Here is a 12,965-nt window from a genome sequence, read left to right as displayed (position 1 = left end):
GTTCAATGACAACGATGTCAACGCCAGGCCCGAAAATAATTGCAATCACCGCCGTATTCCTCACGCCAACGCAACAATCTGGCGTGAGGTGTCAAAATGAGCGATGAAATGCTGCTAATACGGGGCGTCCGACCAGGTCATGGCTATGTCGGTTCGGACTCGTTGCCGCGCTGCAGCAGGATTTACGCATCGAATCTGCGGCATGATCGGCGCGCCGGATGGTGTCCGGCGCAGTTCTATGACAACGTTGGTACCGGATGTCCGAACACGACATCCGCTGCAGGTTCCGTCTCTGACCGCACCACGGGAGCGCACCAGATGTCCGCGATCGCCACACCGCACGTCCGCCCGAGCCACGCGAGTTCGATCGCGATCATGGGCCTGCTGTTCTTCATCATCGGGTTCTTCACCTGGATCAACGGACCGCTGATCACCTTCGTGCAGCTCGCCTTCGAGCTCGACGAGGTCAACGCCTTCTTGGTGCTGATGGTGTTCTACCTCTCGTACTTCTTCCTCGCGTTGCCGTCGGCGTGGGTGCTGCGCCGCACCGGCATGAAGAAGGGGCTCGCACTGAGCCTGTTCGTGATGGCCTGCGGCGCGATGCTGTTCGGCGAATTTTCGACCCAGCGTTGGTATCCAGGCGCGCTGTCGGGCCTGTTCGTCATCGGCGGCGGCCTCGCGCTGCTGCAGACCGCGGTTAATCCCTACATCAGCATTCTCGGCTCGATCGACAGCGCCGCGCAGCGCATCGCGCTGATGGGCATCTGCAACAAATGCGCCGGCATCCTCGCGCCGATCGTGCTCGGCACGGTGGTGTTGCACGGCATCGGCGACCTCAGCGCTGAAGTCGCAGTTGCAGACGCGGCGCAGCGCGCGCAACTGCTGGATACGTTCGCAGCGAAGATCCACACGCCGTATCTGGTGATGGCGGGCGTGCTGATGCTGGTGGCGGTCGGCGTGTTGCTGTCGCCGCTGCCGGAACTGAAATCGGCCGAGGCCAATGCGTCGGACGAGACGGCGGGCGCGCCCGCCCGCGGCATCTTCCAGGTGCCACACCTGTGGCTGGGCGTCTTGTGCCTGTTCGTCTACGTCGGCGTGGAAGTGATGGCCGGTGATGCGATCGGCACGTACGGCAACGGCTTCGGCCTGCCGCTGGACCGCACCAAGTTCTTCACCTCGTTCACCCTGGGCGCGATGCTGCTCGGCTACGTCGTCGGCCTGGTCGCGATCCCGCGCTTCATCAGTCAGGAACGCTACCTCGGCATGTCGGCGGTGCTCGGCATCGTGTTCACCACCGGCGCCTTCCTGACCCACGGCTACGTGTCGGTCGGCTTCGTCGCCGCGCTCGGCTTCGCCAACGCGATGATGTGGCCGGCAATCTTCCCGCTGGCGATCAAGGGCCTGGGGCGACTGACCGAAACCGGCTCGGCGCTGCTGATCATGGGCATCGCTGGCGGTGCGATCATTCCGCAGGCGTTCGCGGTCCTGAAGCAGCACTACGACTTCCAGCTGGTGTTCCTGGCGCTGACGCTGCCCTGCTACCTCTACATCCTGTACTTCGGGCTGCGTGGGCATCGCGTCGGCCGCACACCGGCATGAACCGGGCGATCATGACCGTCTGAGCATCCGGAACCCGCCCCGTGCGCAAGCCCACCATCAAAGATGTCGCCGAGCGCGCGAAGGTCTCGCTGAAGACCGTCTCGCGCGTCATCAACAACGAGCCGTCGGTGCTGCAGGCGACGCGCGCGCGCGTGCTGCACGCGATCGACGAGCTCGACTATGAGCCCGACCCGTCGGCGCGCAACCTGCGCAGCGCGACTTCGTTCGTCATCGGCCTGATCTACGACAACCCGAATCCGTACCACATCATCGGCGTGCAGAACGGCGTGCTGGCTGCGTGCCGGGAGACCGGGTTCGGCCTGCAGATCCATCCCTGCGATGCGAGCTCGCCGCTGCTGGTCGAGGAACTGGTCGACTTCGTCCGCCGCTCGCGCCTCGCCGGTCTGGTGCTGACCGCGCCGATGTCCGAGCGTCGCGAACTCATCGATGCGCTCGCCGCGCGCGACATCCGCCTGGTGCGGATCATCGCCGCGACCGAGGATCCCGGCGACGGCCATCCCTGCGTCTTCGTCGACGATCGCGACGCGGCCTACGAGATCACCGAGCACCTGATCCAGCTCGGTCACCAGCGCATCGGATTTCTGTGGGGCGGGGCGCAGCACCATTCCAGCGGCGAGCGCCATGCGGGCTACGAGGCGGCGTTGAAGGACTACGGAATCACCCACGACAAGCACCTGGTGATTCCCGGCGATTACACCTTCGACGACGGCTTCCGCGGTGCGCGACGCCTGCTGGCGCTGCGCGATCCGCCGACCGCGATCTTCGGCTCCAACGACGAAATCGCGGCCGGTGTCCTCGCCGCGGCGAAATCTGCAGGCATGAACGTGCCCTACGACCTGTCGATCGCCGGCTTCGAGGACAGCCCGTTCTCGCGCCAGTCGTGGCCGGCGCTGACCACCGCCAAGCAGGCGACCGAAGACATCGCGCGACACGCGGCGCGGATGCTGATCGCCAGCCTGCGCGCGGAGACCGATCCGGTCTCCGCGCAGGCCACTCACAACCAGGGCTTCGTGCCGCAGCTGGTGGTCCGCGGCTCCACCGCGCCCGTGCGCCCACGCCCGCCCGCCCCGAGGAGCGACGATGCAGCAACCGGATGAGGCCGCGCGCGCGGCCGCCACGTGGATGTTCCGCGAAGCCGCCGAGGCGCCCGATGTGGTCGCCGCGCAACTGGCGCGCAACGCCGACGCCGTCGACGCACTGGTCCACGATCTGGTCGCGCGCCCGCCGCCGTTCGTCGTCACCTGCGCGCGTGGCAGTTCCGACCACGCCGCGACCTGCGCCAAATACCTGTTCGAGACCCGCCTCGGCGTGGTGACGACGTCGGCTTCGCCATCGGTCGGTTCCGTCTACGCGGTGCGGCAGCGTATGCGCGGCGCGCTGTTTCTCGCGATCTCGCAATCGGGCGAGAGCCCGGACCTGCTGCGCAACACCGAGGCTGCGCGCGAGGCCGGGGCGCGCATCGTCGCGCTGGTCAATGTCGAGACATCCCCGCTCGCGCAGCTGGCCGATGTCGTGTTGCCGCTCGGCGCCGGCCCGGAGCGCAGCGTCGCGGCGACCAAGAGCTATCTCGCGTCGCTGTCGGCTCTGCTGCAGCTGACCGCCGTGTGGCGCCGCGCGGACAGCGGCGATGGTGCGCTGGCCGATGCACTGCCCGCGCTGCCGGACGCGATGCGCGCGGCCTGGGCCTGCGACTGGTCACCGCTGGTCGACGGCCTCGCCGACGTGCGCAACCTGTTCGTGCTCGGCCGCGGCATCGGTCTGGGCATCGCGCAGGAAGCGGCGCTCAAGTGCAAGGAAACCAGCGGCCTGCACGCCGAGGCCTACAGCGCGGCCGAGGTCAAGCACGGCCCGATGGCGCTGGTCGGGCCGGGCTTTCCGGTGCTGGCGTTCGGCCAGCCGGACGCGACTGATGCCGGTACGCGCGCCGTCGTCGACGAATTCCGCGCGCGCGGCGCAGCGGTGTGGCTGGCCGCGCCGGGCGGCGAGCTGCCGGTCGCCGCCGCGCCGGATCCTGCGTTCGCACCGCTGCTCGCGGCGCAGTCCTTCTACCGCGCAGTCAATGCGCTGTCGCTGCGGCGCGGCTTCGATCCCGACCGCCCACCGCATCTCAACAAGGTCACGGAGACCGTCTGATGGCGACCGCCCTGGTCAACGGCCGCGTACTGACTGACGACGGCTTCCGCGACGATGTCGCCGTGCTCGTCGACAGCGGGCGCATCGTCGCGCTCACCGCGCTCGATGATCCGCGTGTGCGGGGGGCGCAACATCATGATCTCGGCGGTGATTGGCTCTTGCCGGGCTTCGTCGACGCGCAGGTCAACGGCGGCGGCGGTGTGCTGTTCAACAACGCGCCGACAGTCGATGCAATCCGCACGATCGCGGCCGCGCACCGCCGCTTCGGCACCACCGCGCTGCTGCCGACACTGATCAGCGACGATCTCGACGTGATGCGCGCGGCGATCGCCGCCGTGCGCGATGCGATCGACGCCGGCGTGCCCGGCATCGCCGGCATCCATCTAGAAGGCCCGTATCTAGCGCCCGCGCGCAAGGGCACGCACGACGCGGGCAAGTTCCGCGTGCCCGATGCCGACGAGGTCGCGCTCGCGACGTCACTGGGCAACGGCGTCACCCTGGTCACGCTCGCGCCCGAGCAGGTGCCGCTCGAGCGCATCCGCGCGCTGGTCGCGGGCGGCGCGATCGTCGCCGCCGGCCACACCGCCGGCAGCTACGAACAGATCCGCGACGGGCTCGAGTCCGGCATCCGCGGCTTCACCCATCTCTTCAACGCGATGTCGCCACTGCAGGGGCGCGCGCCTGGCGCGGTCGGGGCGGCGCTTGAAGACCGTGAGAGCTGGTGCGGGATCATCGTCGACGGCGCGCACGTGCACGCGGCCAGCCTGCGCGTCGCGCTGGCAGCCAAGCCGCGCGGCAAGATCTTCCTGGTCACCGATGCGATGCCGCCGGTCGGCAGCGACAGCGCCGACTACGTGCTCTACGGCGAGACGATCACCGCGATCGATGGCGTCGTGCGCAACGCGGCCGGTGCGCTGGCTGGCTCCGCGCTCGACATGATGACCGCGGTGCGCAACACAGTGCGCACGCTCGGCGTGCCGCTGGACGAAGCAGCGCGGATGGCATCGACCTATCCGGCGCAGTTCCTCGGACTCGACGGCGAACTCGGACGCATTGCGCCGGGTCTGCGCGCCGATTTCGTGGTCGTCGACGAGGCGCTGGCGCTGCAGGCGACGTGGATCGGTGGCGCGGCCGGCTGAGATGATGGCGTCGCGTCTGGCCTCGGTGGACGCGCTGCGCGGCATGACCGTCGCGGCGATGCTGCTGGTCAACACGCCTGGCGACTGGGCGCACGTCGCTGCGCCCCTGCGTCACGCCCCGTGGCACGGCTGCACGCTGGCGGATCTGGTGTTCCCGACCTTCCTGTTCGTTGTCGGCGTGTCGCTGGCGTTGTCGCTGGTGCCGCGCCGCGAGGCTGGTGCCGCGACCGCCGCACTGGCGCGCGGCGTGCTGTGGCGCGCGCTGCGGATCGTCGGCATCGGCTTGCTGCTGCATCTGCTCGCGTGGTGGGCGCTCGACCAGACGCACGTGCGGCCCTGGGGCGTGCTGCAGCGGATCGGCCTGTGCTTCGCGCTGGCCGGGCTGGCAGCGCTGACCCTGACCCCGCGCGTGCAATGGCTGCTGTGCGCCGGCCTGCTGCTCGGCAGCGCTATCGCGCTCATCGGGGGCGGCATGGCGCCAGGCGCCAATCCCTTCGACAGGTTCGATACGGCGCTGTTCGCGCCCTGGCTGTATCGCTACGACCCGACGACGGGCCTGGGCCATGATCCCGAAGGCCTGGCGAGCACGGCCGGTGCGCTGGCGACGACGCTGCTCGGCCTGCGCGCCGGGTCGTGGCTGCGCGCCGGTCGCGTACGCACGTTGGGCATCGCCGGACTGGTGTCGCTCGTCATCGGTGGCGCGTGGTCGTGGTGGCTGCCGCTCAACAAGCCGCTGTGGTCGCCGTCCTACGTGCTGTGGACCGGCGGTCTGGCGATGCTGGCGTTGGCCGCTCTGCATGTGCTGGTCGACCGGCGCGGCTGGCCTCCGTTCGGGCGCCGCTTCGGCGTCAACGCGATCGCGGTCTACGCCGGTTCGATCGCTGTCGTGCTGCTGGCGATCGCGCTGGACCTGTGGACGCCGCTGTACCGGCAGTTGTTCGAAGCGCCGCTCGCGCCGTGGATCGGACCGCAAGGCGCCTCGCTGGCGTTCGCACTGGTCTTCGTCGGCGCGTGGTGGGGCGTGGCGTGGGTGCTGGACCGGCGCGGCATCCACCTGAAGGTCTAGGCCGGTTCGGGACGCGCGCACGTCGATGCCGATGTCGCAAACGCAGGTTCCTGACGAAATCGCGACTTTGGCGACACGCATCCAGCTTGTACCCTGCGCGCTGCCGTTTTCCGGAATCTGCACGATGACCGTTCTCTCCGATGCCGCGCCCGTCGCCCGCGACGCCGAACGCGCGCGCGCGCGCCTGGCCTGGGCGCGCGCGACCACCGGCGATGCCGCGCTAGAGCTCGAGCGGGCGTCGATGGACGCGGGCTTCCGGAGCTACTGGCGCACGCACGGCGCGGGCGCGAGCCGCATCGTCATGGATTCGCCGCCCGACCTCGAGGACGTGCGCCCGTGGCTGCGCATCCGCATGCTGCTGCGCGACGCTGGCGTGCGCGTTCCCGAGGTGTGGGCCGAAGACGCCGACACCGGCTTCCTGTTGCTCGAAGATCTGGGTGCGAAGACCTGCCTTGATGTCGTCGACGACGGTTCCGCCGATGCGATGTTCGACGCCGCGTTCGACCAGCTGCTGCGCGTGCAGGCGATCGCGTGCCCCGACGATCTGCCGGTCTACGACGCGCCGATGCTGCAGCGCGAGCTCGACCTGTTCGAAGACTGGTTTCTCGGGCGCCATCTCGGCGTCACGCTCGACGCCGACGCGCGCGCTGGCCTGCAGGCGGTGCAGCAGACGCTGATCGACGCGGTGCTGTCGCAGCCGCAGGGCTTCGTGCACCGCGACTACATGCTGCGCAACCTGATGCCGCTGGATGCGGGCGCGGCGGTCATCGATTTCCAGGGCGCGGTGCGCGGACCGCTGGCTTACGATCCGGTCAGCCTGTTCCGCGATGCCTTCCACAGCTGGCCGGCCGCGCGCGTCGATACCTGGCTGGCGCGCTACCACGCACGCGCGATCGATGCCGGCCTGCCGTTGCGCGCGGAGCTTGCCGCGTTCCGGCGCGACGCGGATCTCGCCGGCATGCAGCGCCACCTGAAAATCCTCGGCCTGTTCGCACGCCTGCACTATCGCGACGGCAAGCCGAAATATCTCGCCGATGCGGCCCGCTTCGTCGTCTACCTCGACGACGTGCTCGCACGCGAACCGTCGCTGTCGCCGCTGGCGTCGATCCTCGATCGCCACGTGCGCCCGCGGCTTGCCGCCCGGGCTTCAGGAGAGCCGCGATGATCCAGACCGTGATCCCGCAACTGCGCATGACCGACGCCGAGCGCAGCCTGGGGTTCTACGCCGCACTCGGCTTCACCGTCGACTGGGAACATCGCTTCGACACCGGCATGCCGGTGTTCGCGCAGCTCACGCGCGAGGGCCAGACGATCTTTCTCAGCGGGCACGCCGGCGATTGCGCGGTCGGCGGTGCGATCTATTTCAAGGTGCGCGACGTCGACGCCTGCGCGCGCGCGTTCGCCGCCGCGGGCGTGCCGATCGTGACGGCGCCCTGGGACACGGACTGGAGCACGCGTGAGATGGTGCTCGTCGATCCCGACCACAATCGCCTGCGGTTCGCGCAGCACCCCGACTGATCGCGCTGCGGCGCGAGGAGATTCCGATGGACGACCTGTTCGCAGACGCACCCGTGCCCGTCCACGGCATCCGTACCGGCATCGGCGGCTGGACGTATCCGGAGTGGCGCGACAACTTCTATCCCAAGGGTCTCGTGCAGAAGCGCGAGCTCGAATACGCGAGTCGCCGGCTGACCGCGATCGAGATCAACGGCACGTTCTACGGCGCGCAGAAGCCGGCGACCTATGCGAAGTGGGGCAGCGAGACGCCACCGGGCTTCGTGTTCTCGCTCAAGGCGCCGCGTCACATCGTCGGTGCCCGTGCGCTGGCCGGCACGGGCAAGCAGATCGCGGGCTTCGTCGAAGGCGGCATTGCCGAGCTCGGCGAACATCTCGGTCCGTTGCTGTGGCAGTTCGCGCCGCAGCGGCGTTTCGATGCCGAGGATGTCGAAGCCTTCCTCGGCCTGCTGCCCGATGCGGTCGACGGTCTGCCGCTGCGCCATGCGGTCGAAGTGCGGCATCCCTCGTTCCAGAGCGAGGCCTGGCTGCGCCTCGCGCGTGCGCGCGGCGTGGCGACGGTGTTCACCGATTCCACCGAATACCCGTCGTTTGCCGATATCACCGGCGATTTCGTCTACGCCCGGCTGATGGCCAGCCGCGACACCAGCACCACTGGCTATCCCGGCCTGCAGCTCGACGCCTGGGCCAAGCGCGCGCTGCAATGGGCAAACGGCGAGGCGCCGGCCGATCTGCCGTATGCCGGGGCGCGCGATGCCGCACCGGTGGCCCCGCGCGACAGCTTCGTGTTCTTCATCTCGGCGGCGAAAGAACGCAACCCCGCTGCAGCGATGGCGTTGCAGCAGCGGCTTCAGGCCGCCGCGTAACTCAGCCGTCGGCGCGCTCAGCCTGCGCGCGACTGCGCGATCGCCGCGATCCGCGCCTTGCGCAGCGCGTCGCCGATCGCGGGACCGGTGATGCCCTCGGCGACGATGTCGCGGGCGTTGATCGCGAGCGCGGCGGCGTGCGCCCGGCGCAGGATGTCGGCCTGCGGATAGGCGTCGTCTGCACTGCCGAGCCGGCCGCGCTTGTCGCATTCGCAGACCAGCGCGAGCTGGTCGATACGCGCGGGCTTGCGGAACCCGTCGCAGCGGGCGATCAGGTCGTGCAGCGTGGCGTCGCGCAGTTCGGCGATGCGGTGCACGTTGAGGTGTTCGCGGCAGGCGACGATCGCGAGCTCGCGTTGCAGGGCCGGCACCTTGAGGCGCGCGCACAGCGCGTCGAGCGGCGCGAGTCCGGCGTGTTCGTGGCCGACGTGGCGCGGCAGCTTGTCCGCCGGCGTCAGCGCCTTGCCGAGGTCGTGGGTCAGCGCGGCGAAGCCGATCACCGCATCGCCGGGCGCGACCCGTGCGGCCATGTCGACGACCAGTTCGATGTGCACGCCGGTATCGACTTCGGGATGGAACTCGGCGCGCTGCGGCACGCCGTAGAGCGCATCGACCTCCGGCAGCACAACTGCGAGCGCGCCGCAGTCGTGCAGGGTGCGCAGGAACGCGGACGGACGCGCCGACGCCAGTGCCCGCGACAGCTCCTGCCACACGCGCTCGGGCGTCAGCGTTTCGAGTTCACCGGCCGCGACCATGCCGCGCATCAGCGCCATCGTCTCGTCGGCGACGGTGAAGCCGAGCGGGGCAAAGCGGGCCATGAAACGCGCGGCGCGCAGCACGCGCAGCGGATCTTCGGAGAACGCGTCTCCGACGTGCCGCAGCACGCGCGCTTCGATGTCACGCGCGCCACCGTAGGGATCGATCAGCGTGCCGTCCGGCGCTTCGGCGATCGCATTGATCGTGAAATCGCGGCGGCCGAGATCCTGCTCCAGCGTCACCGACGGATCGGCGTCGACGACGAAGCCGCGATACCCGCGACCGGACTTGCGTTCCGTGCGCGCGAGCGCGTGTTCTTCCTGGGTGTTGGGATGCAGGAACACCGGGAAATCACGGCCGATCGCGCGGAAACCTGCGGCTTCCATCGAGGCCTGGGTTTCGCCGACGACGACATGGTCGCGGTCGCCGGCCGGTTGCCCGAGCAGACGATCGCGGACCGCGCCGCCGACGAGATAGATCTCCATCGTTCTCAGCCCGGGCAGGCGAAACGCTTGTTGCGCTGCGCCTCGGCGCCACGCATACGCGGTTCCAGCGGCGCGGCCTGGCCGTACATGCGCCAGTCGTAGAGCACGCTGAAGGCGAGCACGCGCGCGACGTATTCGCGCGTTTCGCGATAGCTGATCGTCTCGATCCAGATATCCGGGTCCATGTCCGGGCGCTGCGCGAGCCAGCGGCCGGTCGGTGTCGGGCCCGCGTTGTACGCGGCGATGGCCACGTAGGGCAGCGTGTACATGTCCTTCTTCTCGCGCAGGTACGCGGTGCCGATCGCGACGTTCGTCGCCGGGTCGTACAGGCTGTCCGGGCCGCCGTAGGCGATGCCCAGGCGACGCGCGACCGCGGCGCCGGTGGCCGGCATCACCTGCATCAGACCGCGCGCATCGGCGGGCGAACGCGCATTGGGATTGAAGGTGCTCTCGGCGCGGATCTCGGCCGCGACCCATGCGGGATCGAGGCCCTGGCGCTGCGATTCGCGTTCGATCAGCGCCTGCTGGGTCAGCGGGAACCGTAGCGTGTAGAGACGCGTTTCTTCCGGCTGGCGACCGAGACCGAACACGCCGCGGTCGTACCAGCCGCTTTCCTGCGCGACCTGCACCGCGATGCGGCGCTGGCTGTCGTCGAAGTTGCGCAGCGCGGCGGTCCATTCGCGCGTGGCCCAGCCGGGGCGGTCGATGCGATACAGCGCGAGCGCACGCGTCAGGCCCGGATCGGCGGCGATCTTCGCGCGTGCATCGTTCGACGGCGAGAAGTCGAGCGGGCACAGCGCGTACGGCTGATCGACGCGATCGGCTGCGAGAAAGCCGTGGAAATCGGAATTCTTCGCCGCCTCGCGGAACAGCGGTGTCGCGCCGGCACGATCGCCGGTGAGTTCGGTCGTGCGCGCCTGGAACCAGGTCCAGCGCGACTGGCCGCGCTGGCTGGCGCCCATCCTCTTGATCGCCGTCAACGCGGCCGGCCAGTCCTTGCGCGCGAGTGCTTCGCGTACGCGCCATTCGTGCAGCCGGTCGTCATAGGCACTCTCGGGCACGCGGTTGAGCAGGCGCGCCGAGTCGGGCAGATACGACGCGACCGTCCACAGCGCGGCCTGGTACAGCACGCGGCCGTTCTCGGTCTCGCCGAAGCCGAGCGCATCGGCCAGCGCCGGCAGCTGGCGTTCGGCGGCCAGCGGATCGGACTTGGCGAACTTCGCCAGGCCGTGCGACGCGACGAGGCGGCTACGCGCGGTCTTCGGCCACTGCAGCGCGCGCGCATGCGGCGCGGTCATGTAGGCGGCGTAATCCTCGGCGAGTGCCTGCTGGCCCGTCGACAGACCACGCGCGACGGTGCGCATGACGCCGACATCCTGTTCGGCGACGGCGAGATCGAACCGTTCCCAGCGCAGGTCGTCGCCGAGACCGCCGCGCGTGGCCAGCGTCGCGAACGGCGCATCACATTCGTTCGGCAGCGAACTGCCGCTGCTGCGCCACAGCGCCTGCGCGTCGCGCGTCCACTGTGCATCGGTGGCGCCGGCGCGCGCGCGCGCGTCGAGCTCAATGCAGCGCAGCGTCGCGTTGGTCGTGCCGGGCACCCAGGCCTCGCGCACGGCCGCCCATTCCTGGCGCTTGGCCAGCGCGCGCAGCCAGCCCTCACGGAACACTTCGGCGACCGGCTCGCCCTGATGGCGCGTGATGAAATCCCGGCCTTGCGCGAGCGGCAGGGTGTCGAGATTGCGACGCAGCGCGGCGAGTTCCAGCCACGCGCCCGCGGGATGCGACTGCATCGCCGGTGCGACCGGCTGGCCGCGTTCGGCCGCCAGCATCGCAGCGCGGAATGCGGCGTCGTCGACGGTCTGCGCACAGGCCATGCCCGGCAGCGCAAGTGCGAGCGCAGGCAGCAGGACACGCAGCGCGCGAACGCGCAGCGGGCGGTGGGTCGGGGTCGTTTCGCGGCGGTTCGGCGGCATCGGCACAGGCATGTCGAGGGCGGCGGCCGACTATAGCGGAGGCGGGCTGAAGCGCCCTTCGCAGGCAGTGCTTGCGCGAGACGTGTTGCCGGTGCGGGAGAGCCGAGTCGGAGCCGCTGGCGGCGACGCTTTAGAATTGTCGTCCCCAACCGCTTCCCGGCCCGCGCACATGATCACTCTCGGCACGCCCCTGTCTCCCTCCGCCACCCGCGTGCTGCTGCTCGGCTCGGGCGAACTGGGCAAGGAGGTGGCGATCGAGCTGCAGCGCTTCGGCGTCGAAGTGATCGCCGCCGACCGCTACGCCGATGCGCCGGCGATGCAGGTCGCGCATCGCAGTCATGTGCTCGACATGCTCGATCCGGCCGCGCTGCGTGCGCTGATCGCCAAGGAGCAGCCGCACCTCGTGGTGCCCGAGATCGAGGCGATCCACACCGACACGCTGGTCGCGCTGGAGGGCGAAGGCCTCAAGGTCGTGCCGACCGCGCGCGCAACGCGCCTGACGATGGATCGCGAAGGCATCCGCCGTCTCGCTGCCGAAACGCTCGGCCTGCCGACGTCGCCGTACCGCTTCGTCGACACACGCGAGGAATACCGCGCTGCGATCGACACCGTCGGTCTGCCCTGCGTGGTCAAGCCGGTGATGTCGTCGTCGGGCAAGGGCCAGAGCACGGTGCGCAGCGAGGCCGACATCGATGCGGCGTGGGACTACGCGCAGACCGGCGGCCGCGCCGGTGCGGGCCGCTGCATCGTCGAAGGCTTCATCGATTTCGATTACGAGATCACCCTGCTGACCGTGCGCCACGCTGGCGGCACCGCGTTCTGTGCGCCGATCGGCCATGTGCAGATCGCCGGCGATTACCGCGAGAGCTGGCAGCCACAGCCGATGTCGCCGGCCGCCCTGCAGCGCGCGCGCGATGTGGCGCGTGCGGTCACCGACGATCTCGGCGGCCGCGGCGTGTTCGGTGTCGAACTCTTCGTCAAGGGCGATGAGGTGTGGTTCTCGGAAGTCTCGCCGCGTCCGCACGACACCGGTCTGGTGACGTTGGCCTCGCAGGATCTCAGCGAGTTCGCCCTGCATGCGCGCGCGATTCTCGGCCTGCCGATTCCGGTCGATGCGGATGATGTCGTGCAGCACGGCGTCGCCGCGTCCTGCGCGCTGTTGGCGCAGGGCACGGGCGTGCCTGTGTTTTCGAACATCGACGCCGCGCTGCAGTCGCCCGACAGCGCGCTGCGCCTGTTCGGCAAGCCGCGCGTCGAAGGCCAGCGCCGCGTCGGCGTGACGCTGGCGCGTGGCAGCGATGTGGATGCGGCGCGGGCGACGGCGCGTGAGGCGGCGGCTGCGATTGCGATCGAGTGGACCTGATCGGGCGCGTGATTCGGTCAGAGATCCCTACGCTCGCGAATTCCTG

11 protein-coding genes are annotated in these 12,965 nt (G+C 69.7%); 9 read left to right on the top strand and 2 right to left on the bottom strand.

All coding sequences use genetic code 11. The features are described from left to right. Window positions 1-318 precede the first annotated feature (318 nt). The 8 genes from ACZ9YD_RS11115 to ACZ9YD_RS11080 all read left to right on the top strand — a co-directional run bounded on the left by ACZ9YD_RS11115 (window position 319) and on the right by ACZ9YD_RS11080 (window position 8,339). Window positions 319-1,599, top strand: a complete 1,281-nt coding sequence (locus ACZ9YD_RS11115) for a sugar MFS transporter (RefSeq protein WP_465075274.1) — start codon at window positions 319-321, stop codon at window positions 1,597-1,599. Window positions 1,600-1,640: 41 nt separating this feature from the next. Continuing rightward, entirely contained in the window at window positions 1,641-2,717 is a 1,077-nt protein-coding gene (locus ACZ9YD_RS11110; protein WP_465075273.1) for a LacI family DNA-binding transcriptional regulator, read from the top strand. Continuing rightward, window positions 2,701-3,753 (top strand): SIS domain-containing protein, encoded by a 1,053-nt coding sequence (locus ACZ9YD_RS11105; RefSeq protein WP_465075272.1) that lies wholly within the window; start codon window positions 2,701-2,703, stop codon window positions 3,751-3,753. Before ACZ9YD_RS11110 ends, ACZ9YD_RS11105 begins: the two co-directional genes overlap by 17 nt. After that, window positions 3,753-4,892 carry an N-acetylglucosamine-6-phosphate deacetylase gene (nagA, locus tag ACZ9YD_RS11100; protein WP_465075271.1) on the top strand — a complete coding sequence of 380 codons (1,140 nt, stop codon included), beginning with the start codon at window positions 3,753-3,755 and terminating at the stop codon, window positions 4,890-4,892. Before ACZ9YD_RS11105 ends, nagA begins: the two co-directional genes overlap by 1 nt. A gap of 4 nt (window positions 4,893-4,896) precedes the next feature. Then, window positions 4,897-5,958 carry an acyltransferase family protein gene (locus ACZ9YD_RS11095; RefSeq protein ID WP_465075270.1) on the top strand — a complete coding sequence of 354 codons (1,062 nt, stop codon included), beginning with the start codon at window positions 4,897-4,899 and terminating at the stop codon, window positions 5,956-5,958. A 124-nt stretch (window positions 5,959-6,082) separates the two neighbouring features. Next, window positions 6,083-7,123, top strand: a complete 1,041-nt coding sequence (locus ACZ9YD_RS11090; protein ID WP_465075269.1) for an aminoglycoside phosphotransferase family protein — start codon at window positions 6,083-6,085, stop codon at window positions 7,121-7,123. Beyond that, a complete protein-coding gene (locus ACZ9YD_RS11085) occupies window positions 7,120-7,476 on the top strand; it encodes a bleomycin resistance protein (RefSeq protein WP_465075268.1) in 357 nt (118 codons plus the stop codon). Before ACZ9YD_RS11090 ends, ACZ9YD_RS11085 begins: the two co-directional genes overlap by 4 nt. Window positions 7,477-7,502: 26 nt before the next feature. Next, complete coding sequence (locus tag ACZ9YD_RS11080; protein ID WP_465075267.1) at window positions 7,503-8,339, top strand: DUF72 domain-containing protein; 837 nt, start codon at window positions 7,503-7,505, stop codon at window positions 8,337-8,339. Window positions 8,340-8,356: 17 nt separating this feature from the next. Here ACZ9YD_RS11080 and ACZ9YD_RS11075 read toward each other — a convergent pair whose 3' ends face one another. Beyond that, window positions 8,357-9,580 (bottom strand): multifunctional CCA addition/repair protein, encoded by a 1,224-nt coding sequence (locus tag ACZ9YD_RS11075; RefSeq protein ID WP_465075266.1) that lies wholly within the window; start codon window positions 9,578-9,580, stop codon window positions 8,357-8,359. A gap of 5 nt (window positions 9,581-9,585) precedes the next feature. Beyond that, complete coding sequence (locus ACZ9YD_RS11070; RefSeq protein ID WP_465075535.1) at window positions 9,586-11,457, bottom strand: lytic transglycosylase domain-containing protein; 1,872 nt, start codon at window positions 11,455-11,457, stop codon at window positions 9,586-9,588. 268 nt (window positions 11,458-11,725) lie between these two features. On the opposite strand from ACZ9YD_RS11070, the gene purT reads away from it, so the two are divergent. After that, on the top strand, window positions 11,726-12,919 hold the full coding sequence (gene purT, locus ACZ9YD_RS11065) for a formate-dependent phosphoribosylglycinamide formyltransferase (RefSeq protein ID WP_465075265.1): 1,194 nt from the start codon (window positions 11,726-11,728) through the stop codon (window positions 12,917-12,919). Window positions 12,920-12,965: the final 46 nt, after the last annotated feature.

It is taken from the genome of Luteimonas sp. AC640a (genome assembly GCF_979256585.1).
This window is presented reverse-complemented; position numbering and strand designations above follow the sequence as displayed.